This window comes from Brevundimonas aurantiaca (assembly GCF_904830995.1).
GTDB classification, from domain to species: domain Bacteria; phylum Pseudomonadota; class Alphaproteobacteria; order Caulobacterales; family Caulobacteraceae; genus Brevundimonas; species Brevundimonas aurantiaca.
This window is the reverse complement of sequence record NZ_CAJGVD010000001.1, coordinates 1,957,291-1,983,515: the sequence shown is the minus strand read 5'-3', so window position 1 is coordinate 1,983,515 and position 26,225 is coordinate 1,957,291. Positions and strand designations below refer to the sequence as shown.

The following is a 26,225-nucleotide window of genomic DNA, read 5'->3' as shown; positions in this document are numbered from 1 at the left end:
CATGAAGCTCTTCATCCGCGAAATCATCATCTGGCCGGAAGACGTTCGCTTCGAACCCCGGACGCTGACCTTCGACCCGGGCGCGGTGTCGGTGGTGACCGGATGGAGCGGCACTGGCAAATCCTCGATCGTCAACATCATCGACTATGTGCTCGGGTCGGGCTCCTGCTCGATCGCTGTCGGTGTGATCCGCAACGCGGTTTCTTGGTTCGGACTAACCATCGAAACCGACGCCGGCCTTATGAGGATCGCCCGCCCTAAGCCGGCGGCGCGTCAGGTGTCCGAGGAGATATGGCTGCAACAGGGGCCTGAGGTGGAGCAGCCCCTGCCCATGCGCCCGGCGGCGAACTCCAACGTCGCGCGTCTTAAAGCGCTGCTCGACATCTATTCCGGCCTGTCCAATCTGGCGCTCGATCCGGAGAAGGACAAAGGCTTCGGCGGGCGGGCGAGTTTCCGCGATCTGGCGGCCTTCAACCTTCTGCCACAACATGTCGTGGCCAATCCCTACACGCTCTTCTTCAAGGCGGACTCTTCGGAGCATCGCGAGACCTTGCGCCACGTGCTGCCTCTCGCTTTGGGGATCGTGACCAACGAAGACTTGGTGAGACTCCATCGCCTTCGGCTGCTGCGTGACGAATTACGCAAGGTCGAGACAGAGCTGCGGACCCGGCGCAACGCCATCGACAACTGGAGCGCAAACGCACGCGGCGCCTTCTTCCGCGCCCAGGAGCTCAGTCTCGTGCCGCCCGGAGAGCCGCCCGGAGACCTGCGCGGGCTGCTCTCGGTGCTCGCCGAGGTGGTCGCCGCCGGCGGTCAATCTGTCGCCGCTCCTGGCCGGGTCACGGCTGCGGTGACCCGGCTGGACGACATTCGTCGTCAGGAGCAGGCGCTCGACCAGAAGATCGGCGCCGAACGGCGTCGCCTACGCAAGCTGCGCAGCCTTTCCCGAGCGGTGGTCGACTATGCCGATGTGCTGGCTGAGCAGTCGGCGAGCGTGAAAGGTGTCGGCTGGTTCAAGGCTCATGTCGCGGGAGAGTCCTGCGTTCTGTGTGGATCGGACACCGAAGCGGCGAAAGACGCCCTGGAGGAACTGAACGACCCGATCGCTGAGCTGCAGAGCCTCTCGACTGGCGCGACGACCGCTCGGCCTATGGTTGATCGTGACCTTATCGCTGTTCAGGGCTCCCTGCTTCAGGCGGAAAACGATCTTCAGGCCCTGCAACGCACCCGACGCGAGTTCGAGGCGCAGGTCGATAAGGAACGCGGCCAGTCGCAGAGCCTGGAGAACATCTTCAGATTTATCGGATCGACCGAACAGGCCTTGCGCATGCTCGGGGATATCCAGGGTGACGAGGGTCTGGAGGCCCAGGTCGCCAAACTTCGCGGCGACATCCGGGATATCGAGCGGCAAGGCAACGACGAAGAACGCCGCCGCCGCGCTTCGGACGTCCATGCCCGTATCTCAAGCCACATCGTCCGCTTCATCGAGCATCTCGGGATCGAAGGCGCCGAAGGCCGGCCCATGCTCGATGAGCGCGAGCTGAATCTCCGGTTCGAACGCGAGGGCGCCAAGGGCGCGGATTTTCTCTGGGAAATCGGCAGCGGCGAGAACTGGATGGCCTACCATCTCGCCGCCCTGCTCGCGCTTCACGGGGTCTTCCTCAATCGTCTCCAGAACAATCCGGTGCCGACCTTCCTCGTCATAGATCAGCCGAGCCAGGTCTATTTCCCGAGCGACACCTTCGAACAGATCGTCACCGGCGAAGCCGATCTTGACGAGCCTGGAGAGTCGATTGGCGCCGCTCGTGGGCGCAAAGGTCGGCTCGGCGATCTGGAGAGTACGCGCAAGATTTTCGCGAGCCTCGCTCGCGCGCACGGGTCGTTCAACTCCCGCCTGCAGATCATCGTGCTGGATCATGCGGACCATCATGCATGGGGCGACATCGAGGGCGTCAAAGAGGTGGCCAACTGGCGCGGCGAGGCCGATTTCCTCATCCCCTCGCACTGGTTGGCCGACGAGGCCGCTCCCGACGCGCCCAACGAGGTGACCCCGGATTGACGCGACAATCGATCACCCGAACAGTCCATGGATAAACCAGGCTTGCGACCCCGTCCGACCATCTTCGCCGTCGCCAGCCCGGAACAACCAGAACCGCCGCCCCACCTCATCCTCAACCTGGAAGTAGTCACGAACGGCCCAGACCTCGGCGTCCCGCCGTCGCCATTCTCCGAATATCCTTTCAGGGCCGTCCGCGCGGACTACCCGACGCCGTACGCCTCGCCATGTGAAGTGGGTCGGGGGATTGTCGGGCAGCAGGGCCATGGTCTCGACGGGCTCGGGCCGCTTCAACAGGCGTGCGGGACGCGGCCAATCCGGCGTCCAGTCCAGAACCGGAGCGACAGAAAGGGGCGGCGCCTTGCCGACGGAGCGCTCGGGCACGTCGCTCTCGACCGGGACCAGTCGATACAGGCGCTGGGCGCCGATGCGGTTGGACAGCATATCGACGAGATCCGACAGGTCTGGCCCCTCGGTCTCGCCCAAGGCGCTCTTGCCCCACCGCCAATCGAGGGGTTCGGCCTGGACTGCGGACAGGGTCATGCGCTCGATGCCGAACCCCGGATCGATCTTTTCGATCCGGTCGGTCAGCAGGCGCGACAGCCGGGCCGCATCCCGGGTCGGTCGGGCCAGGCCCACCCTCTGCGCCTCGACCCGGTTGTCGACACGGACGCACAACCAGTCCAGCCGTCTGGCTCCCAGGCTCAGGATCTCCAACGCCGCGCACAGTTCCGAGGCGAGCGCCGTGACATGGCGCTCGAGGGTCTCCGGCGCGCCGATCGGCTCCCCGAACACCCGCGACACCGTCGGGATCTCCGGCGCCTCGACCGGGACGAGCGGCTCGTCCACACGCCCGTAGGCCTGGTCGATGCGACGGCCGAGGTCATGACCGAACCGGAGCGTGAGAGGCGCGCGAGGCCGATGTGCGACGTCGGCGATCCGGTCGAAGCCCATCCGGTGCAGATGCGCGATCAACGCCTCCGGAAGCCGCAGCGCCGCCAGCGGCAATCCTGCGATGGCGGCGTCGACGGCGTCGGGCGCGATCATACGGTGCGCGCGTCGGAAGCGGACCACGGCATGGGCGGAGCCATAGGTCGGACCGATCGCGGCGTCGGCTTCAATGCCTTCCTCCTTCAGGCGTAGGATCATGTCCGCCAGCATGGCGGCCTCCCCGCCCTGAAGGTGGGCGGCCCCGGTGGCGTCGATGGCGAGGCCATCCGGCGGATCGGGCTGGCAGACGGGGGCGTACCGGCGCATGGCCCAGACGGCGAGACGACCGAGCGCGGCCTCGTCGCCCGCCGGATCCGCCACCCGAACGTCGAGGCCGGGGATGAGGGCCTGAGCCTGGGTCGCCGCCATGCCGACGCGTGCGCCCTGGGCCAGCGCCGCCGTGTTGGCGGCGAGCACGATCCGACGGCGCCCGGACCGACCCGCGAGGATCAGGGGAAGCTCAGGCGGCGGCGCGACGTCCGCCAGTCCGCGTCGCAGACGATCGACGGACCAGTTCGGCAGGTAGAGCGAGACGACCCGTCTCATCACAGGCTTCCAAGGTGAAATCCGCGGCCTCGGCGCCGCGACAACGGATGAGTTCGACGAACCAGCGCGCCCGCCCCACGCCGGGCACGGGCAAGGGCGAGGAGGGGGCCGGGCTGATGCGCCAGCGCGTGGCGGAGGCGGTGTGCTGACCGAAGTCGGCGGCTTCCGAAGCCCGTCGCCATCGGCGCACCGCCAGACCCAGGCCGCCCGAGTCTTCGGCGGCCAGTTGCAGCCGTCGGGACGCGACGAGACTGAGGCGGGCGGTCTCGGCCACGACGGCGGCCAGACCGGGATGACGAAGGCCTTCCTCGAAACAGGCGAGAAGGGAAGGCTCGTCCCCGGCCTCGACATAGATCACCCGGTCCGGCCCCAGACCGGCCTGACGCAGGGCCGGTGCGAAGAGGTCGGGGCGGGTTACGCACCACAACACCTGGCCGGGCCGCCGGGCGGCGATGCCTGCGGCGAACAGGGCGGCTGCGGCGCCGTCCACGGCCTCCTCGCCGCCGCCTGCGATCTCATGAACGGCGCCCAGTGAAAGACCGCCGCTGGGGAGATGGCGATCGAGATCTTTCACGCCGAAGGGCAACACCCCGGTGGTGTTCCGGCCGCCCTGTTCAAGGGCGCGGATCCGATCGCGCAGGATGTCGAGCCCGGCAGGCAGGCGGGCGCGCATGAGAAGCCTCCTGTTCCCAAGGCTGATGAATGTTCCTGTAATGTTCTGGTTCTGTATGATGCGAAGAGTCAACCTTCGCTCATCTCTTATCCCCTTCGCCGGACGACCTGTGGACCGCGCGCCAGGACGGCCAGGGACGGTCGCCGCTGGCTTTTTCAGCGAAGTCGGCGATCAATGGGGCGGTAGACGGAGGTCCGCATGTGCAACGAGTATCAGCTCATCCTGCCGTTCGACGAGGTGATCGAGACCTTCAACCGAACCGGCGACCGTCTCGTCTTTCCCGGCGGCATGCCCAACTTCGGACCCATGGCCTCGATCCGTATCGGCGACCGGGCGCCCATCATCACGCGAGGCCCCGATGGCTCGCAGCTGATCGTGTCGCCCTGGGCCTGGAAGTCGCCACAGGGAAGACCCGTGTTCAACTTCCGATCCGACGGTCGATCCTTCGACGGCGTCACCCGCTGCCTGATCCCCACCGACGGCTTCTTCGAGTTCACCGATGCCGAGCCGGGTCAGAAGCGCAAGACCAAGTGGCGGTTCACCATGGCCGACGCGCCGATCTTCTGGGTCGCCGGCCTGGTTCGAGACGGCGCCTTCGCCATGCTGACCACCGAGCCGGGACCGGACATCGCCCCCTACCACGACCGCCAGATCGTCCTGCTGAGACCCGATGCGGCCCTCGATTGGCTGGACCTGCGCAAACCCGAGGCCGAGCTGCTGCGCCCCCTGCCGGAAGGCAGCCTGTCTGTCGAGAAGGTCTTCCCGGAAGCGGCATGAGTTCGGCAAATCGTCACCGACCCAGATCCTGACCCAGATGCTTGCCGCTGAGGACCTGGGCGAAGCCGCGCGCATCGAGCGAAAGCGTGACCGCTTTTCCCACGGTTGGCGGGGTCTCGCCGACACCCAGCCGCCCATAGTGTTCGGAGCCGTCAGCGGCGCGCACCACCACATAGGCGGAGCCGCCCAGTTCGTCGTGGAAGCCGGTCTTCACGACCTTGCCCTGGACCGGCGCCTTGCCCAGCTGTTCCGCCGACCGCGCGCCGTCAAGACGCCGTTGGTTGAGGGTGCGAATGACGTCCTTCGAGAGCTGCAGCCTCCGAAGTCGGGCTTCCATATCCGGGGCCAGCCGGAAGCGCCGCCCTGTTCGTTCGGCGAGGCCCAGGGTCTCCAGATGGCGCAACCGTCCCCGGGTCAGCGCCGTCCAGGCGTCAGTGCCCCCGATCCCGTCATCGACACAGCCGTTGTTGTCCGCAGCTGCCAGGAGACGGCGGTCGAAGGCGGTGAACCGGTCGGCCTCGGTCTCACGCCAGACCCGCCGTTCGGCGTCCTGACGGCTGAGGTCGCCGAGCCGCTCCTGGGCCACTTCCTGGGCCCGGGCGCGAAAGCCGTAGCCGATGTAGTCGCGCGGAATCACGAGGTCCCGGCCGTCGCTTCTCCGGCCGCGCACAAGCACATGGGCGTGCGGCTGGTCGGTGTCGAAATGGCAGACGGCGATCCAGTTCAGACCCGGTTCTCCAAGGTCGTCGGCGACCCTCGACATGACCTCCCTGGCGAAGCCCTGGAGGTCCGAAATCCGATCGCCGTGCTCGGGTGAAATGATGAAGCGAAAATGGTGCCTGTCCTTCGCCCAGCACTCCGTGGCGCCGGTCGGATCGACCCTCTCACGCACCGGTCCGAAAAAGGCCGCGCGCTCGCCGTCCTCGCCCGCGCCCATGCGGCCGAGATAGGCGATATGGGCGGCGAGCGCCGCGCCCCGGGCGAACCCCTTGCCCATGTGCCGGGACACCAGCGCCTTGACCGTGACGCGCTGCCGGACGTCGAGACGGAAGGGACGACCCGAGCGGTTCTGGGCCGCGCGCAGACACCCGGCGCGGTCCCCGTAGGCGAACAGGCGCGAGGCCGCGAGCCTCTGGAACATGGCGATCCGGACGCTGGTCTTGTCCGACTTCAACCTCTGCGGAAGGCGCACTTTCAAGGTCGAGACGTCATCCTTTGACGCTTGGGCGAGGCGTACCTCAATGGCGGTTCGGACCTGCATGATCGGGGCTCCGGCCTGTCGTCGTCGCGGAATCAGGCGTCAACTCAGCGCAAGTCGACGTCGGTCTCCGCAATCCTCGCAAGTGTCTGCCCGGGCTCAGGAAAACAGAAGGCCAAAACCCCTCTTTTATCTTGCCCTAAGCCCTCAATCTGACGATTTCCAACCAGCCTCTCCAACAGTGAACACAGCCGATCAAACCTCGGCAAGACCCAGGCGACCCCGGCGTTCAGACCGCTTCGGGTCCGCCGGATGACAAGAAAAATCCCGCCCGGCCGAAGCCGAGCGGGTCATTGATCCAGATCGTGATGTCTCAGGCGGCCCGGGCCTTGATGGGCACGTGCCGCAGCCCGTTCTCCATCGCCTTCTGGCCGAGGTTGAGCGCCGGTCCGAACGGCCGCTGATCCTCCCGCACCCCGGCCAGCGAATGGACCAGGGTCAGGCAGACCTCCGGCTCCAGCGCGATCAACTCGTCGTTCGCCCGGAAGGGAGCCGCCTTTCCGTTCCTGTCGAAATCCGCCCGGGCGAGGATCAGCTTCACCCCCTTCTGCTGGGCCCATTTGATCGCCAGCTTCTCGGAGCCTTTCGCCCCGGTCGTCGCCAGAGCCATGTCCGGCCACTCCCCCTTAGCCCAGTTGAGGGCGTCGAAGATCCGCCCGGCGTCCTCGGCCGTGTCCGCCATCGGCGCGCCCCGGAAGGCGACGACCGGACCGCCCGGATCGGCCTCTCCGGACCGACGATTCCGGATCGCCCGGATCGCCTGTTTCGCCTCCAGCTGCGCCGCCGTCAGATGGGTGCCGCGCCGTGATCCCCGCCAGGCGGTCCAGACCTCCCCGGTCGCGATCGTCCAGGTTTCGGAGGCCGCATCCCGGATCAGTTCGCAGGCCTGCGTCGCCGCATCTCCGGATCTCGCTTTCGCCGTTGCGTCCTGAAGTTCGACATCGGCCGCTTCCGATCCGTCGAAATCCCGATCCAGGGCGCGCATCGCGTCACGGGCGCGGTCGGCGTCCCGTTCAATCCGTCCCGCGGCCGAGTGGAAGGCGCCGATAAGCGCTTCGCCGAGGATCGTCTGATAGTCCTCCAGAGCGGTGTCGGAGATCACGTCCACGAGCTCGGTCATGAGCGCGCGCCCCAGCTGGATCAGGGCGTCCTCGGTGGGGTGCGGACGCGCATCCCCCAAGGACGCGGTCAGGTCGTCGAAGGCGGAGTCGGTCTTCGAAGAGGCGGAGAAGGCGGTGTTGAAGTGGGTCATCGAACCATTCCTTTGAAAAGAGACTGTCGAAGCGCCCCATGCGCAACGACCCCGGCTTTGGCCACGGCGGGGTCCTCGGCAGTCACCGGAGCGGAGGGCCGCTTGCCCTCCGTGGAGGGGAACGGCGCAGCCGTTGACTTCCGGGGTGCCGTGACAAAGTCGGAGGGCGTTGTGTGGGGGCAAGTCGTCGTCGCCCTTCGCGACGACGACTCCATTCGGCGCCGTCGCGCCGATACGGACGAGAAGGCGTCGATCTTCTCGTCCCTCGACGCCGGCGGGCCGGCGGCGCATCCCCAGGCGAGCGAGCCGTCCTCAAGGCGCCACGCCCGCGAGGCGCATAAGGCCCTCCACCGACAGCGGTGTGGGCCGATAGGCGATCGCTGCATGGGCGGCGCAGAAGGCGCCGCGTTCAGACGGACGACCGCAGAGGCTGAAGGCGGCGTCGCCCGGTTCGCCATACGGCCAACGGCAATCCATCCGCCTCACCGACAGAATGGTCGCAACGCCATCGGGCGGCGGCTCGGGCGCCACGTGATGCGCCGCCTCGCGACGAGTCCGGGCGCCTGTGCGCCCCTCCGAGAGGCCGAGGCGAGCGACCTTGCCGAGGACGGCGTTGCGGGTGAGGCCGCCGCCGAGTTCCAGGGCGATGGTCTCGGCGCTCCGCCCTTCGGGCCACAGGCGCTTCAGCAGATTGATACGGGCTTGGGTCCATGCGGACATGGCGGTCTCCTTCGGCGAGCCCCGATGGCTCGTCCGACCGCGCCCTTCCTCCGGCCTTTCCGTCGCCAGCACGAAGAAGGGCCCGAGGCGCAGCGCGCCCGGGCCCTTCAAATCTCCCCTTCGGATCAGAACGGGATGTCGTCGTTGAGATCGTAGCCGCCGCCCGCCTCGACGCCGCGATCGGCGACGCCGGAGCGGTCTTCGGACGGTTCGCCGACGACGCGCCGGTTCTTCAACCGGATGTCGCTGACGACGAGGCGAAGGTCGTAGTGCTCCACCCCGTCCTTGCCGGTCCAGGTGTCGTTTTCGACATGGCCCTGGATCACGACGCGGCTGCCCTTTCGGGCATAGGGCTGGATGTAGTTTTCAGCCGTCGCCTCGTTGAAGCAGATACAGTTGAAGCCGGTGGTCCGCTCGCCGGGTTCACCGTTGGCGCGCCGGAAGCGGGTGGTTTCCACCACGCGGAAGCTCGCGCGCTTCTTGCCGGAGCCTTGCGCCGACAGGATGGAAGGGTCTGCGGCCAGGTAGCCTTCGAGGGTCAGGGTTTGCATGGTCAGTCTCCTTGAAATCAGGATGAGCGGTTGAGGATCAGGCGGCGGCGCGGTCGTCCGCCGCGTCTGCGCTCGCATCGGCCTGGCGGTCTTCCGCCCAGTCGAGGACGGTGAGCCGATTGATCACCAGCTCCTTGGCCGTCCGCTCCGACCCGTCGCGGGCGGTGTAGGCGGTGTCGATGAAGGCGCCGATCACGACGGCCTCGCACCCTTGCGCCAGCCCGCGCGCGATGACCTTCTCGTTGAGGCCCTTCGACCAGCTGACGCAGTTGACGCCGACCAGCCGGGCCTTGCCGGCATTGTCGGTCCCGCGCTGTTCGAGCAGGCGGAAGACCGCCTTGCCGAAGTCGTCGCTGATCTGGGGGTCGGCCGCGAGGCGGCCCGTGAACACCATGGTCTGCATATCAGTCTCCTGTTGATGCGAAGCCGCCGGGGAGCCGATCTCCCCAATCCCGCTTCGCCCGAGACCTCCCTTCCTCCTCAGCTCCCGGCCGGGCGCTTTCGCCCCGGGCGTGACCGCCTGGACTGTCGCTATCGATCCGCTTTCGCGCGATGCTGGGGCATGTGCGTTCTCACCCTCGCCTGGGATATCCACCCGGACTGGCCGCTCGTGGCGGCCGGCAACCGCGACGAAGAGTACGCTCGACTTTCGGAACCACTGGTGCTCCGCCGGGTCGTTCACCTGACCGATACGGCCAAGGTTGTTTGGAGTGACGGAACGCGAAGGGCCGTCGTCATGCGTGGAGACCGTCACAGTGCGCATGGTTTCCAAGCGCCTCAATCACTCGGCAGTCGGAAATCCGCCCACCTGAGCAACTCGCCGCCTGAATACGGGTGAGTTCGGCGTGCAGCGCCTGAAGCCCGGCGATGCGAGTCTCAACCGCCGCAAGCTGGCGTTCGGCGATCCGGTTGACCTCCGTGCAGGGCTGGTCGGGTTCGTCGGACAGCGCCAGCAGGGCGCGGATGTCGTCGATCTCGAACCCCAGCTGCCGCGCGTGGCGAATGAAGGCGAGCCGCCGCGTCGCAGCGCCGTCGTAAAGGCGTCGGTCGCTCGCGGTGCGGGGCGGCTCCTCCAGCAGTCCGATCTTCTCGTAGAACCGGATCGTCGGAACCTTCACGCCGGTCTCGGCCGAAAGGCGCCCGATCGTCCGGAGCGGGGGAGGGGATGGGTCTCTGGCCATGCTCGAAATATAGGGCTTGATCCTCTAGTGGCTAGAGGATGCATGAAGGGTGCATGACGACGCCCGCTCCGACAGAATCCTGCGCCCCGGCCCGAGGCTGCTGCGGCCATCAGGTCCGGTTCGACGGGGCCTCGCCCGCCTATCGGCGCGTGCTGATGGCCGTCATCGCCCTTAATCTGGGTGGGTTCTTCGCGGTCGCCGCGGGCGGTCTCATGCAGGGATCGGCGGCTCTCGCCGCCAATGCGATGGACTTCCTGGCCGACAGCGCCACCTACGCCGTCAGCCTCTGGGCCATCGGCAAGTCCGTGCGGGTGCGGTCCGGTGCCGCAGTCTTCAAAAGCGCAAGCCTCCTCGTCATGGCCGTGAGCATTCTCGGCTACGCCGTCTGGAGAGCGGTCACGGGGCAGCCGCCCGAAGGCGTCGTCATCACCGGTCTGGGACTGGTCGGCTTCGCCGCGAATCTAATCGCCGCCCTGCTGCTCGTGCGTTTCCGTGACGGTGACGCCAACGTGCGCTCCGTCTGGCTTTGCACACGGAACGATCTGATCCACAGCCTGGGCGTCGCCGCGGCCGGCGGGCTGGTCTGGCTGACTGGATCCCGGTGGCCGGACTTGCTGGCGGGCCTTCTGCTGGGCGGCGTCTTCCTCCAGTCCGCCATTTCGATCTTGGTGCAGGCTAGGGCGGAGAGCCGCGCAGCCCACGCCGCTGCTCGGACTTTGTAACGCATTGCCTAACTTCGAGAACGAAAGTATGCAGCGCGCGATGACTTGGTCGATGACGACATGGGCGAAGCTGATCGTGGCGATGACTCTTGTCTTCGCCGCCTTCTTCTTTGCGCCCGCCGTCGACGCCGCGACCTGTCTGCCGGAACCGCCTGCGGCTCACGCGGTCGTCGATCATGATCAAAGCGAGGGCGACCACAGCGGCAAGAGCGGCGGTCACGGGATCTGCTCGCACGGCCACTGCCACCACACCTCAACGGCGCGCGGTCCTGCCGTGGACGCCTTTGCTCCGTCGTTCGGCGAGCCTCCTCTGCAAAGCGGCCGACAGGATGACTTCCGGGCGTCCATCACGCCTGACGGCCTGAAGCGTCCTCCCAGAGTCTGACCGAAGACCTGCGCCTTAGCGCGCCTCTTCGTCCTCAGAAACTCTGGAAATGAATCATGTCTCCCACATCTCGCAGGCGGCCGCGTTACGCGGTCGGCTGCGCCCTCGCTGCGATCGCGGCGACCCTGGCCAGTCCCGTATGGGCTGACCCAGCTCCGACCTATGCCCAACTCCTCGCTCAACTCGGGAATGCGCCTGCGACCCTTGAGGCGGGCGCCAACTACGACGCAGCGGAAGCCCGTGTCCGTCAGGCACGGGTGCGTCCCAACCCTGTCCTCGGCTTCGATGTCGAGAACGCCTATGGCTCAGGCCCCTATTCGGGTCTGAACAACGCGGACATGACCCTGGCGATCAGTCAGGATCTCGAGCTGTGGGGACGTCGTTCGACGCGCATCGCCGCCGCTCGCGCCGAGGCCGGCGCAGTGGGCCTTCAACGAGACCTTGCGGTCATCGACGCCGCAGGCCGCCTGGCCCTGATCTATGCCGAAGCGGAGGCCGCGCAGAGGCGAGCCACGCTCGCGGAAGAAACCCTCACGCTGACCGTCGCGGATGCCCGCGCGGCCCTGACCCTCGTGGAGGAAGGTCGCGAACCTCTCCTCCGCGGCATTCAGGGGGAGGCCGAGGCTGCCTCGGCGCGCGCGACGCGGGATGAAGCTGTCGCGGAACGCGACGCGGCCTATGCCCGTCTCACGGCTGTCGCCATGATCCCGGTTCCGGTCACGCAGATCGAAGACAGCCTTCTCGACGAGGCGCCGACGACGATCGGATCCGTGATCGAGGATGCGCCGACGGTCCGCGTCGCCGAAGCCCAACGGTCCGCCGCCGAACGACGCATCGATGTTCAACGGGTTCAGGCCCGCCCCGACATCAACGCCAGTATCGGCATCCGCCGCTTCGAGGCGGAAGATGCGACGGCGCTGACTTTCGGCGTCAGCATGCCGCTGCCGTTGTTCGACCGGAACCGGGGAAACATCGAAGCGGCGCAAGCCGAGTTTCGCGCTGCCGACGCCCGGCTGATGAGTGCGCGGCAGGAAGCCCAGGCGGACCGCGCTGCCGCGGTCGCTCGCCTTTCGGCCTCGGTCAGTCGCGTCAACGCTGCTGACGGCGGCGTCACCGCCGCAGAGGAAGCCTATCGCCTGTCCCGCATCGGCTTTGAGTCCGGCCGCATTTCCCAGGTCGAACTGCGGGTGCCCCGCCCCGCCCTCGTCAACGCCCGGTCTGCAGCGGTCGACGCGCGTCTCGCGCGCGTCCGAGCCGAGATCGATCTCGCGCGCCTTGATGGCCGCGCCCCCTTCGAAGGAGCCCAGTGATGCGCAAGCGCACATCGAACAAGACCCTGCTGATCGGCGGCGTCGCCGCCCTGGTCATTCTCGGAGGCGGCGGCCTCTGGTTGGCCACCCGGTCCTCCGAACCCGCCGCGCCGGCTGCCGCCGAAGGCGAAGCCGGCCATGCCGAGGAAGAGGGGGGACACGCCGAGGGGGAGGCCGCCGGGGCAGAGACCGAAGGTCGGATTGAACTCACCACAGCAGAGATCCAGGCAGCGGGCATCACGGTCGTCGGCGTCGGCGGCGGAGGAGGAGGGGAGACCCGGCTCGCCGGCCGCGTAGAGCCGATGGTCGATTCTCGCGCTGCCGTGGGCGCTGCCGTCGGAGGTCGCGTCGAGCGCGTTCTCGTCGCGCCGGGTCAGTCGGTCCGCGCCGGTCAGCCGCTTGTGAGCCTTGTCAGCGGCGAGGCGGCGACCTTCCGCGCGGACGCCGACGCGGCCGGGGCATCCGCTGAAGCGGCGCGCCAGGCCTATGAGCGAAATCGCAGTCTGGCGGATCAGGGCATCGTCGCGCGGCAGGAGGTCGAAGCGTCACGCGCCCAGTTCCTGAGCGCCGAGGCGGCGACCCGCGCCGCTCGCGCCCGCTCGGCGGCCGCTGGCTCTCCGAACGCTTCGGGCAGGCTCAGCGTGACCAGTCCGATCTCGGGCGTGGTCAGCAGCGTCCAGGTCGGTCCGGGCGGGTTCGTCGCCCAGGGCGGCGTGGTGGCGGAAGTCAGCAATCCTGCTCGTGTCGAGATGGTCTTCAACGCACCGCCTGCCCTTGCGGCCAATGTGCGTGCCGGTGCGCCAATGCGCGTGACCGGGCCGAACGGCGAGTTCGACGCCGTCGTCACCGGCGTCGCCGCCGACGCCGGTCTCAGCGAAAGCGGCGCGACCGTGATCCGGGCCCGACCCTCTGGCGCGTCTCTGCCGCCAGCCGGTTCGGCCGTCACTGGCGCCATCGTGACCGGCGAGGCGACTGGCGGGATGACCGTGCCCACCGAGGCGGTCCAGACCGTCGATGGAAACACCGTGGTCTTCGTGCAGGTCGAGGGCGGCTTCCAAGCCGTGCAAGTGCTCGCAGGCCGCCAGGCCGCGGGCCGCACCGAGATCCTGCGCGGGCTCACCGGATCTGAACGCGTGGCGTCCGCCAACGCCTTCCTGCTCAAGGCCGAAATGGCCAAGGGCGAAGCCGAGCACGGGCACTAGGGGGCGTCATGTTCAAAGCACTTATCGAAGCCTCGGTCCGCTTCCGATGGTTCGTGGTCCTGGCGACGGCGATCGTCGCCGCCTTCGGCCTCTACAACCTGACGCAGCTACCCATCGACGCCGTGCCGGACATCACCAACCGGCAGGTTCAGATCAACACCATCGCGCCAGCGCTCGCGCCCGAGCAGATGGAACGTCAGGTCACCTATCCGCTCGAAACCGCGATGGCGGGTATTCCTGGCATCCAGACCACGCGGTCGCTGAGCCGAAACGGCTTCAGCCAGGTCACGGTCGTCTTCTCCGACAACACGGACATCTACTTCGCCCGCCAGCAGGTGGCCGAACGGATGGCCCAGGCGCGCGAACGGTTGCCCGAAGGCGTGGAGCCGGCGCTTGCGCCCATCACCACGGGACTGGGCGAGGTGCTGATGTGGACGGTCGACTTCAAGCCGTTCAACAGCGCCAACCTCGCCAAACCGGGTGAGCCCGGCTGGCAGGCGGGCGGCGCCTATCTGACGCCCGAAGGCGAACTCCTGACCACGCCCCAGGCCCGCGCAACCTATCTCCGCACGGTTCAGGACTGGATCATCGCCCCGCGCATGCGGACCGCGAAGGGACTGGCCGGCGTTGATGTGAACGGCGGCTATGTGAAGGAGTATGCGGTCCGACCCGACGCCGCGCGTCTGGCGGGTTACGGTCTGAGCCTGAACGATCTCGTCGTCGCGCTGGAACGGGCTAACACCCAGGCTGGCGCTGGCTATGTCCAGCGGTCCGGCGAAGCCTTGACCGTGCGGACCGACGCCTTGGCGCAGACCATCCCGGATCTCGCCCAGGCCCCCGTCGTCAACCGCAACGGACTGGTCGTCCGGGTCGCCGACGTCGCCACCGTCGAGATTGGCCAGGCGCCGCGTCTCGGCGGCGCCAGCCGCGACGGCCACGAGGCCGTGGTTGGTACGGCGCTGATGCTGGCCGGCGGCAACAGCCGGACGGTGGCCCAAGCCGCAGCCGAACGTCTCGAGGAGGTTTCCGCGAGCCTGCCGCCGAGCGTTGTCGCCGAACCGGTCCTGAACCGCAGCTCGCTGGTCAACAAGACCATCTCAACCGTCGCCAAGAACCTGATCGAAGGCGCTCTGCTGGTGATCGTGGTGCTGTTCCTGCTGCTCGGCAACATCCGTGCGGCCTCGATCACCGCCCTGATGATCCCGATCAGCTTCCTGTTCGCGGTCATCGGCATGAACCGCTTTGGCATCAGCGGAAACCTGATGAGCCTCGGCGCGCTGGACTTCGGCCTTCTGGTCGACGGCGCGGTCGTGGTGGTCGAGAATACCCTGCTGATGCTCAGCCAGCGGCGGGCCGAAGCCGGTCGAATGCTGACACGCCGGGAGCGGCTCGAGGTTGCTGGAGCCGCGGCGCGTCAGATGGTCAAACCGGCTGCTTTTGGCCAGCTGATCATCCTCCTGGTCTTCACGCCGCTGCTGATGCTTGAGGGCGTGGAGGGCAAGACCTTCATCCCCATGGGCGCAACGGTGATGCTGGCCCTCGTCGGCGCCTTCATCTTCTCCTTCACCTTCGTGCCGGCGATGACGGCCCTGCTGGTCCGGGATCCGAAGAAGGTCGAGGTCGATGAGCACGGCCACGCCCACGAGCACGAGACCTTCATCCTCCGATACGCGCGGCGCTGGATCGAACCGGCGATCCGCGCCGCCGTCGACCGGCCCAAAGTCGTCCTGGCGTCCGCGCTCGGCGCCCTCGTCATTGGCGGCATCGCCTTCAGTTCTTTGGGGCGGGAGTTCATTCCGACCCTGGATGAAGGCGATATCGCCATGCAGGCGTTGCGCGTGCCGTCCGCCTCGCTGGAACAATCGCTGGCGATGCAGATGGCCCTCGAACGCGTCATCAAGGCCCAGCCCGAGGTGAAGACTGTCTTCGCCCGGACCGGGACGGCGGAGGCGGCGGTGGACCCGATGCCGCCGAACATTTCGGACGCGGTCATCGTCCTGAAAGACCGCAAGGAGTGGCCCGATCCGAACCTTCCGAAAGAGGAGCTGATCGAACGGTTCGAAGAGCTCGCCGCCGGACAACTCGGCAACAGCTTCGAGTTCAGCCAGCCCATCGAGCTGCGCTTCAACGAGCTGATCTCGGGGGTTCGGACCGACCTCGCCGTGATGGTCTATGGCGACGACTTCACCCAGCTGCAGGCCACTGCGGACCGGGTCGCCGCCGCCCTGCGCGCAACGCCCGGATCTGCCGACGTTCGCGTCGAACAGGCGTCCGGGCTGCCCACCCTGACCGTCAGCGTGGATCGTTTCGCGGCCGCCAACTACGGCTTGTCGGCCGCCGATGTCTCCGAGGCGGTTTCGGCCGCGGTCGGCGGCGCCGAGGCCGGGCAAATCTTCGAAGGCGATCGTCGCTTCAGCGTCGTCGTCCGTCTCGCGGATGATGCACGGAATGATCCGGCGGCCCTTGCGGCTCTGCCGGTAACGACCGCCACAGGCGTGACCGTGCCGCTCTCCTCCGTCGCCCGGATTCAGGTCGCGGAAGGACAGAACCAGATCAGCCGCAATGACGGCAGCCGGCGGATGGTGGTGCAGGCCAACGTTCGCGGGCGCGACCTGGGCGGCTTCGTCACCGAGGCCCAGGCCAAGGTGGAGGCCGACGTCGATCTTCCGACCGGCTACTCCCTGACCTGGGGTGGCCAGTTCGAGAACCTGAAGCGGGCCGAACAGCGTCTGGGGCTGGTCATTCCGATCGTCTTCATCCTGATCGGGGTCTTGCTTTTCATGGCTCTGGGATCCTTCGCCGAGGCGGGCCTGGTGTTCGCGTGCGTTCCGTTGGCTCTGGTCGGCGGCGCCCTGGCGCTTGTCCTCAGGGGGATGCCGTTCTCGGTTTCCGCAGCGGTCGGCTTCATCGCCGTGTCCGGCGTCGCGACCTTGAACGGTCTCGTGCTGATGCAGGCCATTCGGGAGCGTCTCACGGGCGGAGCGGCGCCGCGTCTTGCCGCCATCGAAGGCGCGACAAGCCGGCTTCGCGCCGTCCTGACGACGGCTCTCGTCGCCATCGTCGGGTTTATCCCGATGGCATTCGCTCACGGCGCCGGCGCCGAAGTGCAGAAGCCGCTGGCCACCGTGGTCATCGGAGGCCTGCTCACGGCCACCGCGCTGACGCTCCTTGTCCTTCCGACCTTCGCGGCCAAGGCCGTGAAACACCGGAAGGCGGAAGGGATCGAGGAATGAGCGGGGCCCACGAAACAGAGCAGGTCCAGCGCCGCACCCTCCTGGTGGTGCTGTTCCTGAACGCTCTGCTGTTCGTGGGCCTGGGAGTCGGCGGCCTCGCCGCCGACTCCAGCGCTCTGCTCGCGAACGCCGTCGACAACGGCTCCGACGCGGCCGTCTATCTGATCAGCTTCCTCGCCGTCGGGCGCGCGCTGATCTGGAAGACGCGGGCGGCTCAGGTCTCCGGCGTGATGCTGCTGATCTTCTCGGTCCTCGTCCTGCTCGACGCCCTGCGCCGGACGCTGACGGGAACCGAGCCGGTCGGACCGACCATGATGGTGCTCGCTGTCGTAGCGGCGGTTATCAATCTGATCTGCCTGCTGTTGATCCGTCGTCAGCAGAGCAGCGACGTCAACATGAAGGCGGCCGAGACATTCAGCCTGAACGATTTCGCCTCGAACGGCGGCATCCTCGTCGCAGGCGGCCTGGTGATGTGGTTGGACCAGTCGTGGCCCGACCTGCTGGTGGGGGTGCTGGTCGCCGCCATAGCCGCCAAGGGCGGCTTCGACATTCTACGCGATGCGCGCCTTGCGCGACGCGACGCGGAGAGCTCGGTGACATGAGCCCGCCGTTGATCGACATCGCCTCCGTCCAGCGCTGGCGCAAACTCTTCATCGCCGCCGGGTTGTTCGCCCTGCTGGCCTGGACCGCTCTCGTGAAGGCCCAGCCACAGCTCGAGCATCCCGTCGAACATCTCGGGCTGATCGCCATCATGGTTTGCGTCTTGGGGCGCGCCTGGTGCTCGCTCTACATCGGCGGCCGAAAGAAGCAGGAGATCGTCACCAGCGGGCCTTATTCGCTGTGTCGAAACCCGCTTTATGTTTTCAGCTTCATCGGCGCATTCGGGATCGGCGCACAGACGGGCAGCCTGACCGTCGGCGCCACCTTCGCCGTCGCCTGCTGGATCGTGTTCCGCATCGTCGCGAGCCGAGAGGAAAGCTTCCTGACGTCGGCCTTCGGCGACACCTACCGCAGCTACGTCGTGCGCACCCCCCGCTTCGTTCCGAACCTGCGCCTCTGGCGTGATGAGGCGGAACTGTCCGTCCGGCCGGCCTTCTTCCTCCGGACTGTCCGCGACGGCCTTGTCTTCCTTCTGGCGTTGCCCGTGTTCGAGGGACTGGAGCACCTCCAGAACCTCGGCTGGCTCGACGCTCTCATCGCCCTACCGTGAGGTCGAGATGAACCGCAAGCGACTGGTCATCCTCCTGAGTGCGGCTTTGGCGATCGCCGCCTTCGTCGCTGGAGCCGTCGCCCAGCGCGCCGGGATGTTCGTGCCTGACCGCTCGATCCCTACCCGTGATGTCTCCTGAGGAGCCCGATCATGCCCAAGACCCTCCGCCTCAACATTCCCGTCCTCCTGCCTCATGCGCCCGATGTGCAGGACGGCTGCGTTGGACGGCTGATCGCGCTGTTGCGGGCCGAACCCGGCGTCTCTGAGGCGCATGTCGCCGAAGGCGAGGGAGGCCCAGAGCTTTGCATCCATTACGACCCCGACCAGCTGTCGCTGGCTCAGGTCCGTCGCCGTGCGCGTCAGGCCGGAGCCGAGGTCAGTGAGCGTTTCGGGCATCTCGTCGGGCGAGTGGAGGGTGTCCGCCACGCCCGGCACGCCCGCACGCTCGCGGCCGCGCTCGGCGAAGAAGCCGGCGTGATCGAGGCGGTGCTGGATCCGGCTGGCGCTCTGCGCCTGGAGTTCGACCGGCAGATCACGAACCGTGAGACGCTTGTCGATCGCCTTGCGAGCCACGGCCTCGCACTGGTCGGAGCGACGGAGGACGCTGCTTCAGCCACTGCAAAGCGCCCTGATGCGCAGCCGACTGCGCCATCCGATGACGAGGCCAGTCATACGCCCGATGACGGTCACGGCCATGGCCACTTCGATGGCGATGGCCATGACCACGGACATTCCGAAGGCGACGGGCACGACCATGGTCATGGCGGCTTCCTCGGACCCAACACGGAGCTCATTTTCGCGGTCGGCAGCGGTGTCGCGCTCACGATTGGTTGGCTGATCGAGAAATTCATTCCGGGCGTGCCGGGATGGCTGCCCTTCGGCCTTTTCCTGATCGCCTATGCCTTGGGCGGCTGGTTCACGGTCGGCGAGGCTGTCGGGAATCTGCGGCGCAAGCGTTTCGAGATCGACACCCTGATGCTGGTGGCCGCAGCCGGCGCCGCGGCGCTCGGAGCCTGGGCGGAAGGGGCGCTGCTACTGTTCCTGTTCAGCCTCGGGCACGCCCTCGAACACTTCGCGATGGGTCGCGCCAAGAAGGCGATCGAGGCTCTGGCCGCCTTGGCCCCGCGCACCGCTCATGTGCGGCGAGGAGAGGCCGTCGTCGAACTTCCGGTCGAAGAGCTGGAAGTCGGCGACCTCGTCGTCGTCCGGCCGAACGAGCGTCTCCCGGCCGACGGCTTCGTCGTGAAGGGAACATCCAGCGTGAACCAGGCTCCCGTGACAGGGGAGAGCATTCCGGTGGACAAGCAGCCTGTCCTGAACCCCGAGGAGGCCCGCGCCAAGCCGGCGAATGTCTCGGCGGCGTCGGTGGTCTTCGCCGGCACCATTAACGGCGGCGGCGCCATCGAGATCGAAACGACGCGTCGATCCAACGACACCACCTTGGCCAAGGTCGTCCGGATGGTGAGTGAGGCCGAGACCCAAAAGTCGCCGACCCAGCGCTTCACCGATCGCTTCGAGCGCGTCTTCGTGCCCCTCGTGCTCGGTCTGGCCTTCGTCCTCCTGTTTGCATGGGTTGTCGTCGACGAGCCGTTCCGCGACAGCTTCTATCGGGCGATGGCCGTGCTGGTGGCCGCCAGTCCGTGCGCTCTCGCGATCGCCACGCCGAGCGCGGTGTTGTCCGGGGTCGCCCGGGCGGCCCGCGCCGGGGTTCTCGTCAAGGGTGGCGCGCCGCTCGAAAACCTGGGAGCGCTCGACGCCATCGCGTTTGACAAGACCGGGACGCTGACCGAGGGGCGGCCGCGGATCACCGATGTCGTTCCGTTCGGCCAGACGACAGAGAGCGAGCTCCTGGAGATTGCTGTCGCGGTCGAACGGCTCAGCGATCACCCCTTGGCGGAAGCGATCGTCCGCGACGGAAGCCAGCGGTTGGTCGCCGCCCCCGTTCGAACCGCAACGGATTTGCGTAGCCTGACTGGCAAGGGCGTCACGGCACGCCTGGACGACCAGGATGTTTGGATCGGCAAACCGGAGATGTTCGGTTCGGACGCCATCGCTCCGCTCGCACCGGACACCGAGATCGCCGTCGCGGGCCTTCGAAACCAGGGACGGACGCTCATGGTGGTTCGCCGCGGGACAAAGGATCTCGGGGTCATCGGCCTTCTCGACACGCCTCGGGCCAAGGCGCGCGAGACCCTTACCGCGCTCCGCGCGCTCGGCATTCGCCGCATGATCATGATCTCGGGCGACCACCAGAAGGCGGCCCAGGCGGTGGCCGGTCAGGTCGGGCTGACCGAGGCGTGGGGCGACCTGATGCCGGAGGACAAGGTCGACGCCATCAAGAAACTCCGGGCGGAGACCAAGGTCGCCATGGTCGGCGATGGCGTCAACGATGCTCCGGCGATGGCCACCGCGACGGTCGGCGTCGCCATGGGTGCGGCGGGATCGGACGTCGCCCTGGAGACCGCCGACGTAGCCTTGATGGCGGATGATTTGTCGAAGTTGCCCTTCACCGTGGGTCTCAGCCGTCAAACCCGCCGCATCATCCGCCAGAACCTGTTCGTCAGCCTCGGGGTCGTGGCGTTCCTCGTCCCGGCGACGATCCTCGGTCTCGGCATCGGCCCTGCCGTCGCCCTCCACGAGGGTTCCACCCTGCTGGTCGTCTTCAACGCGCTTCGCCTTCTGGCGTGGCGCGGTCCGCGCGGCGTCGAATGACCCGCCTTCAGGAAAGCAAAGGATAGTCCAATGAAACGTCTCGGCTGGGTTGGCGTCATCGCCGCCTTTCTCCTGATCTCGGTCTTCGGCTTCGGGATGCTCTCGCGGCAGGGTCGCCCGGCGCCGGAGCCGACGGCAGTCGATGCACGCCCGATCGACCAGCATGCCGGGCACGGCGATGCCGCCTCGGATAATCCCGCCACCCGTTCCTACAAGGAGGCGAACGAGCGGATGCACGCCGCTATGAACATCGACTACAGCGGCGACGCCGATGTCGACTTCATGCGCGGGATGATCGCCCACCACGAGGGGGCGGTCGCCATGGCAAGGATTGCGCTCGACCAAGGTTCGGATCCCGAGGTCAAGGGCCTCGCGGAGGAGATCATTCGGACTCAGGAAGCTGAAATTGTCCGTATGCGGGTGTGGCTGGCCAACCGCGCGGCTCGCCCGGCGGACGCGCAGGGCTGAAGCCATGGGGGGCAAGCGATCCCCGATCCGGAGCAAGGCTCCTCGATGGCGTCCAGGGCGCTACAAGGGGCGCGGCCGGTCCAAGCTATACGGGAGGCCAGAGCCGTTCCGGCCGGTGCAGGACACACTGATCGCGATTGGCGCGAGCCTCGTCGCCGGCGCGATCGTCGTCTGTCTCGCCGTACCGCTGGCGGCGACCTACCGCATCCCGGTGTTCGTGTCCTTCGGCGTTCTCATGTCGCTCCTGGCGATCATGACCTATCGTCTCGGGCGGAAGGGGCAGGCTGGACGGGTCATGACCGCCGCCATGGCGACTGTATGTCTCTTGGGGTTCGGCCTTCTTGTTCTGACGCGAGATCAGTTGCAGTTCGGTCCGCGTCATCACGATCACCCCGGAGTGGCCGAAGCGGCACGGCCTTGAGACTGCAGCGCAGACCGCCAGGCCGCAGCCGGTCTGGGTTTCGCGGGACGGTGTCGCTCTTCCCATTTGGTAATCGTCGGCGCGCTGCCGCTGTTGATTCCAGTCGCCGGACTTGTCGGTATCGCGCCCGGCGACCCGCAGTGAGCCGGCAAGCGTAAGTCGCTGTTTCGCTAGGCTGCGGCACCCTCCAGGATCGACTGGACCGGATGGCGGCGCAGCACCCCCTCCACGACATCGGGCCGGTCCACCGGAACGAAGACCCGTGGGGCATAGGCGATGATCTCGACGAAGCAGCCGAGCGAGACCAGGGCGTCACGGTCGGTGCGGCCCCCGACCACTTCCAGCCGCCAGCGGTCCATGACCCGCGATCGCTTGAGCCACAGGCCGCCCGAAAGGGCGAGCTGGACATTGCGGTCGAGTACGGCCGCAGCGGTGCGCCCGCCATCGGCCCAGGCGTCGCCGACCTCGGTCAGGCCCAGCGCCGTCTTCAGGCTGGCGGCCTGAACCTCGTCCAGCACGCGGCCCAGCCAACGCCGACCGTCCGGCGCGCGTACGCGGCGAACCGAACAGCCCTTGGACGGCAGCCTTCCCCAGATTGGCAACAGAAGGCCGGTCGCCAGGGTCAGGCGGCGCGTCCGCCACGGATCGGTCGCGGCGACTTCGGCGTCCCAGACCGCCCGCCACGCCGCCTCATCGGTCTGGGCCCAGGCCGACTCCTCGAACGTCTTCTCCGGCGTGACCTGATGCTGGTCAGGCCGCAAGAGGCGCACCGCCGGAACAAGCCGGTCGTCATCGGTCGTGGTGGTCAACCCGAACTCGGCCAGGGCGGCGCGGCCGGAACGGTCGTTGACGACCAGGCGGAAGGCCGAGCCTTCAGCGCCTGCCAACGCCGCGTCCGAGCTGACGAGTTCACGCCGCACCTTGAGTTCGAAGGTGACGAGTGCGGTTTCCGCCCCGGTCGAGACGTCGGTCCGGATGGTCTCCTCCTCCACCACGGCCAACTCCTCAGCCTCGATGTCCTCCAGCCCGCGGTCCAGGTCGGCCGAGGCGGCGGCCCTTTCGAGAATGCCTGAAAGGATGCCGTCGAAGTCGGCGAACAGGGCGTTCTGGTCGGCGATGCGCAACGCCAGCAGCCGGTTCAGGAAGGTGTGGATCGGCGGCAGGTCGTCGGAGAGCTTGAGCCCCCCGTCGGCGTCGCGCAGCTTCAGGCCGGTCCTGGTCTCGAAGTCCTCCAGCGTCATGGACGACAGCTCGCCAAAGCCGAGCGCGCCATAGAAGACGAGCAAGGCGCGTCGCGCCCACGGGCTTTCCAGATTGTCCTCGGCCCGGAACAGACCGGCCCCGGCCGTTCGGCGTTCGCCGCGCGTCAGGGCTCCCAGCGAATCCAGCCGTCGAGCGATGGTCGAGGTGAACCGCTTCTCGCCGTGGATGTCGGTGGTGACCGGGCGGAACAGCGGCGGACAGGCCTGATGGGTGCGATGACTGCGCCCCAGACCCTGGATGGCGGCATCCGCCCGCCAGCCCGGTTCGACCAGGTAGTGCGAGCGGCGCTGCTGGTTCGGCGCCGAGAGGTCGGAGTGGTAGCTGCGTCCTGTGCCGCCTGCGTCCGAGAAGACCAGGATACGCTTGCGGCCGGACATGAAGGCGTCGGTCTCCGACCGCGCGGCCGAGGCGCCGCGGCGCTCGACGAGCCGGCGTCCGTCGCGCGCGACGACGCGACGCGACCGTCCCGTGATCTCTGCGACCGCCTCTGTTCCGAAGGTGTCCAGAAGGGCGTCCAGAACGCCGGGCACGGCGGGCAGGAGCGCCATCTTCTCGATCAGGTCTTCGCGCCGGCGCAACGCCTCCTGGCTCACGGCGGGCCGGCCGTCGACCATGACCGGGACCAGCGTCACCGAGCCGTCGTCACCCTCGATCGCCTCCATGAGATTCACCGGGAAAGCCTCGCGCAGATAGTCGAGGACATATTCGCGCGGCGTCAGGTCAATGGAGAGGTTGTTCCATTCCTCCGGCGGGATGGACGCCAGTCTTCGCTCCATCACCGCCTCGTTCGTCGAAACGATCTGGATCACGGCGGAACGCCCTTCGGTCAGGTCCGCCCGGATCGACGCCGCAAGCGTCGGCGCCTTCAATCCCGCGAGGAGGTGGCCGAAGAAGCGCAGCTTGGCGCCTTCAAACGCGGAATGGACGGCTGAGGCGGCCAGGCCGCTCTTGGCCTTGCCTTCCTCATCATTGAAGCCGGTCGCTTTCAGCGCCTCGCCCAGATTGGCGTGGATCAGCTGGAAGGCGTCGGCCCAGGCGTCCCAGATGCTGATGTCGTCCTCGGTCAGGGCGTGGAAGAGCGGCTCGTACTCGACGCCCTCGAACGACAACGACCGCGCCACATAGAGGCCGAGCGCCTTGAGCTCGCGCGCGACGAGCTCCATGGCGGCGACCCCGCCCTTGTCCATGGCGTCGAGGAAGTCGTCGCGGGTGACGAAGGGCGCCTCCGGCCCGCCCCAAAGACCCAGACGGGCCGCGTAAGCCAGATTCTCCGCGGTGGTGGCGCCGGTCGCCGAGACATAGAGCACCCGGGCGTTCGGCAGCCGGTTCTGAAGCGCCAGGCCGGCCATCCCCTGCAGGGAGGCCTTCTTCGTTCCCCGCGCCCCCTTGCCGCCCCCCGCGGCGTTGGCCATGGCGTGGGCCTCGTCGAAGGCGATGACCCCGTCGAAATCCTCGCCCAGCCAGGCGACGATCTGGTCGAGCCGCGACATCTTCTGGCCGCGCGCAGGCTGACGCAGGGTGGCGTAGGTGGTGAAGACAATCCCGCGATCCAGCCGCACGCCATCTCCCAACTTCCAGCTGTTGAGCGGCACGATGTCGTGGGCCCCGCCGCCGATGGCGGCCCAATCGCGCCGGGCGTCGTCCAGCAGGGAGTCGTTCTTCGACAACCACAGGGCCTTGGTCCGCCCCTGGGCCATGTTGTCGGCGATGACGGCGGCGATCTCCCGGCCCTTGCCGCAGCCGGTGCCGTCGCCAAGGAAGAAGCCGCGCCGGAGCTGGACGGAACCCTCATCCTCCTCCCGCGACAACCTGAGCTGACGAGCCGACTCTCCCGGCGTCCACCAGGCGGGCAGCATGCCGGCGTGAGCCTCGCCGGCGTAGATGACCGTCTCCAGCTGGGCGTCGGAGATCCGGCCGTCGAGACGCACCGCCGCCGGAAGGACCGGCCGGTATGACGGGGCGGGCGGGGCGACCGAGGCCATCGGACCGGACTCGACCAGGGCTGACGGGTGGGGCGTCTGCGCCGTCAGGGCGATCCGCGCCAGCCGGTGCGCCTGGTAGAGGCCGACATCGCGGCCCTCGCCCGTCCAGGCGAGGGTCTGATAGGTGATGGGGGACGCTCCCGCGAGGAAGCCGAGACGCCCGGACGGCAGGGCGAGTGACCGGTCCCGGGGCGCCAGCAAGGTCTGCGCCCCGAGTTCGAGGCGAACCCTCGGCCTCGCCTTGACGCGCTCGGGCACAGCCGAGGCCAGGGCGGCACAGGCGGCGAGATCTTCACCGTTCGCGAGCGCAGCGACCGCGGCGCCGCCCTCGAGCCGGTCCAGAACCAGCAACCCGGTCTCCACGCTGGTGCCGTGCCTGGAGAAGGCGCGTGGCGGAAAGCCGATCCGGGCGACGACACGCCCCCTGGCGCTCAACCGACGCATCAGACCCTCGTCGATGAGGGCGGTGATCGGCACGACGGCGGCCAGGCGCCCGCCATCGGCCAGGGCCGAGAAGGCCCCGGTCAGATGCGCCTCCAGATCGGTGAAGGGCGGATTGCAGACCGCGACGTCGAACCCGCCCGCGCCCGGCAACAGGTTCTGGACGCGTCGTCCATCAAGACGTGACCGCGTCGCCGAAACGAAGAGGCCGTCGAGCAGGACGGCGCGACCCTCGGCCAGTTCGTTCAGCGTCAGAACTCCGCCGCAGGCCTCGGCCACGATAGCGATCAGCCCGGTGCCCGCCGAAGGCTCCAGCACTTGGTCACCCGGGCGAACCTGACCGGCCAGCACCACGAGCGCCGCCAGTTCCGGCGGCGTGGAGAACTGGTCCAGCGCGATCTGATCTTCGCTGCGTCGGCTGTGGGTCAGACCCAGGGCGCCGACCGTCGCCAGAAGGACGGCGATGGCGGCCGGCGCGTCCTCGAGCCGCGACACCTGGGGCGCCAGCCGGCGGATCTGCAAAACGGTCGCCGCCTCGATGGCCTCATAGGCGTCCCGCCAGTTCCACAAGCCCTCGGCGTCCGACCCGCCGAAGCCGGTGGTCATGACGCTGGAGACCAGTTTGCGGTGCAGCGGGCGGGACCGGGCCAGGTGGGTGGCGAGCACCCGGGCTGCGGCCATGAGGTTGGCGGCGCGGTCGCACGGGCGTGGTGCGCTGAAGAGCGAGAGGCTGGCGGTCTGAGGCGGTGTCTGCGCGGCGGTCATGGGAAGGGCTCCGTCGCCTGGAGCGGCGGGCTCATCCCTCCGGTCCTCCAGGCTCGCGCCCAGCCGCCCTTCCTCCCGCCTTCCATGACGAAGGCCCGCCGCGACGA

At 67.9% G+C, this 26,225-nt stretch carries 23 protein-coding genes; 14 read left to right on the top strand and 9 right to left on the bottom strand.

Features of this window, described 5'->3' with window-relative positions; genetic code table 11:
• Window position 1 precedes the first annotated feature (1 nt).
• A complete protein-coding gene (locus tag JMT67_RS09790) occupies window positions 2-2,059 on the top strand; it encodes a DUF3732 domain-containing protein (RefSeq protein ID WP_201463353.1) in 2,058 nt (685 codons plus the stop codon).
• A 12-nt stretch (window positions 2,060-2,071) separates the two neighbouring features.
• On the opposite strand, the gene JMT67_RS09785 is transcribed toward JMT67_RS09790, so the two are convergent.
• Window positions 2,072-3,592: a Y-family DNA polymerase gene (locus tag JMT67_RS09785; RefSeq protein ID WP_054764214.1), complete on the bottom strand. Its 1,521-nt coding sequence runs from the start codon at window positions 3,590-3,592 to the stop codon at window positions 2,072-2,074.
• Window positions 3,507-4,265 carry an ImuA family protein gene (locus JMT67_RS09780; RefSeq protein ID WP_035307855.1) on the bottom strand — a complete coding sequence of 253 codons (759 nt, stop codon included), beginning with the start codon at window positions 4,263-4,265 and terminating at the stop codon, window positions 3,507-3,509. The genes JMT67_RS09785 and JMT67_RS09780 overlap by 86 nt, the downstream gene beginning before the upstream one ends.
• Before the next feature lie 198 nt (window positions 4,266-4,463).
• Between JMT67_RS09780 and JMT67_RS09775 the strand changes: the two genes are divergently transcribed.
• Entirely contained in the window at window positions 4,464-5,042 is a 579-nt protein-coding gene (locus tag JMT67_RS09775) for an SOS response-associated peptidase family protein (protein WP_035307852.1), read from the top strand.
• 13 nt (window positions 5,043-5,055) lie between these two features.
• Here JMT67_RS09775 and JMT67_RS09770 read toward each other — a convergent pair whose 3' ends face one another.
• The 5 genes from JMT67_RS09770 to JMT67_RS09750 all read right to left on the bottom strand — a co-directional run bounded on the left by JMT67_RS09770 (window position 5,056) and on the right by JMT67_RS09750 (window position 9,226).
• On the bottom strand, window positions 5,056-6,234 hold the full coding sequence (locus JMT67_RS09770) for a DUF3363 domain-containing protein (RefSeq protein WP_224764257.1): 1,179 nt from the start codon (window positions 6,232-6,234) through the stop codon (window positions 5,056-5,058).
• Window positions 6,235-6,613: 379 nt separating this feature from the next.
• A complete protein-coding gene (locus JMT67_RS09765; RefSeq protein WP_035307847.1) occupies window positions 6,614-7,552 on the bottom strand; it encodes a DUF2493 domain-containing protein in 939 nt (312 codons plus the stop codon).
• A gap of 312 nt (window positions 7,553-7,864) precedes the next feature.
• Entirely contained in the window at window positions 7,865-8,272 is a 408-nt protein-coding gene (locus tag JMT67_RS09760; RefSeq protein ID WP_066555132.1) for a GcrA family cell cycle regulator, read from the bottom strand.
• Window positions 8,273-8,397: 125 nt separating this feature from the next.
• Window positions 8,398-8,823, bottom strand: a complete 426-nt coding sequence (locus JMT67_RS09755) for a single-stranded DNA-binding protein (RefSeq protein WP_035307844.1) — start codon at window positions 8,821-8,823, stop codon at window positions 8,398-8,400.
• A gap of 37 nt (window positions 8,824-8,860) precedes the next feature.
• The gene (locus tag JMT67_RS09750; RefSeq protein ID WP_035307841.1) at window positions 8,861-9,226 is read right to left on the bottom strand and encodes a single-stranded DNA-binding protein; all 366 of its coding nucleotides are present in this window, start codon (window positions 9,224-9,226) and stop codon (window positions 8,861-8,863) included.
• Between the two features lie 15 nt (window positions 9,227-9,241).
• On the opposite strand from JMT67_RS09750, the gene JMT67_RS16520 reads away from it, so the two are divergent.
• Window positions 9,242-9,661: an NRDE family protein gene (locus JMT67_RS16520; RefSeq protein WP_368664386.1), complete on the top strand. Its 420-nt coding sequence runs from the start codon at window positions 9,242-9,244 to the stop codon at window positions 9,659-9,661.
• Here the strand turns inward: JMT67_RS16520 and JMT67_RS09740 are convergent.
• The gene (locus JMT67_RS09740; RefSeq protein ID WP_035307839.1) at window positions 9,558-10,004 is read right to left on the bottom strand and encodes a MerR family transcriptional regulator; all 447 of its coding nucleotides are present in this window, start codon (window positions 10,002-10,004) and stop codon (window positions 9,558-9,560) included. The two genes, JMT67_RS16520 and JMT67_RS09740, sit on opposite strands and share 104 nt — an antisense overlap.
• Before the next feature lie 53 nt (window positions 10,005-10,057).
• Between JMT67_RS09740 and JMT67_RS09735 the strand changes: the two genes are divergently transcribed.
• From JMT67_RS09735 to JMT67_RS09690, 11 genes are all read left to right on the top strand, one after another.
• A complete protein-coding gene (locus tag JMT67_RS09735; RefSeq protein ID WP_119412790.1) occupies window positions 10,058-10,726 on the top strand; it encodes a cation transporter in 669 nt (222 codons plus the stop codon).
• Window positions 10,727-10,754: 28 nt separating this feature from the next.
• The gene (locus JMT67_RS09730) at window positions 10,755-11,111 is read left to right on the top strand and encodes a hypothetical protein (protein ID WP_197019742.1); all 357 of its coding nucleotides are present in this window, start codon (window positions 10,755-10,757) and stop codon (window positions 11,109-11,111) included.
• Window positions 11,112-11,167: 56 nt separating this feature from the next.
• A complete protein-coding gene (locus tag JMT67_RS09725; RefSeq protein WP_201463352.1) occupies window positions 11,168-12,421 on the top strand; it encodes a TolC family protein in 1,254 nt (417 codons plus the stop codon).
• Window positions 12,421-13,623: an efflux RND transporter periplasmic adaptor subunit gene (locus JMT67_RS09720; RefSeq protein ID WP_035307835.1), complete on the top strand. Its 1,203-nt coding sequence runs from the start codon at window positions 12,421-12,423 to the stop codon at window positions 13,621-13,623. The genes JMT67_RS09725 and JMT67_RS09720 overlap by 1 nt, the downstream gene beginning before the upstream one ends.
• A gap of 8 nt (window positions 13,624-13,631) precedes the next feature.
• Window positions 13,632-16,856: an efflux RND transporter permease subunit gene (locus JMT67_RS09715; protein WP_201463351.1), complete on the top strand. Its 3,225-nt coding sequence runs from the start codon at window positions 13,632-13,634 to the stop codon at window positions 16,854-16,856.
• Window positions 16,853-17,458, top strand: a complete 606-nt coding sequence (locus JMT67_RS09710) for a cation transporter (RefSeq protein ID WP_035307831.1) — start codon at window positions 16,853-16,855, stop codon at window positions 17,456-17,458. The genes JMT67_RS09715 and JMT67_RS09710 overlap by 4 nt, the downstream gene beginning before the upstream one ends.
• An 8-nt stretch (window positions 17,459-17,466) precedes the next feature.
• Entirely contained in the window at window positions 17,467-18,066 is a 600-nt protein-coding gene (locus JMT67_RS09705) for a methyltransferase family protein (protein WP_224764254.1), read from the top strand.
• 7 nt (window positions 18,067-18,073) lie between these two features.
• A complete protein-coding gene (locus JMT67_RS16405) occupies window positions 18,074-18,205 on the top strand; it encodes a hypothetical protein (RefSeq protein WP_255347087.1) in 132 nt (43 codons plus the stop codon).
• An 11-nt stretch (window positions 18,206-18,216) separates the two neighbouring features.
• A complete protein-coding gene (locus tag JMT67_RS09700; RefSeq protein WP_035307827.1) occupies window positions 18,217-20,778 on the top strand; it encodes a heavy metal translocating P-type ATPase in 2,562 nt (853 codons plus the stop codon).
• 30 nt (window positions 20,779-20,808) lie between these two features.
• Entirely contained in the window at window positions 20,809-21,246 is a 438-nt protein-coding gene (copM, locus tag JMT67_RS09695; RefSeq protein WP_035307825.1) for a CopM family metallochaperone, read from the top strand.
• Window positions 21,247-21,361: 115 nt separating this feature from the next.
• On the top strand, window positions 21,362-21,667 hold the full coding sequence (locus JMT67_RS09690) for a hypothetical protein (protein WP_035307824.1): 306 nt from the start codon (window positions 21,362-21,364) through the stop codon (window positions 21,665-21,667).
• Between the two features lie 170 nt (window positions 21,668-21,837).
• Here JMT67_RS09690 and JMT67_RS09685 read toward each other — a convergent pair whose 3' ends face one another.
• Complete coding sequence (locus JMT67_RS09685; protein WP_035307822.1) at window positions 21,838-26,118, bottom strand: strawberry notch-like NTP hydrolase domain-containing protein; 4,281 nt, start codon at window positions 26,116-26,118, stop codon at window positions 21,838-21,840.
• Window positions 26,119-26,225 lie beyond the last annotated feature (107 nt).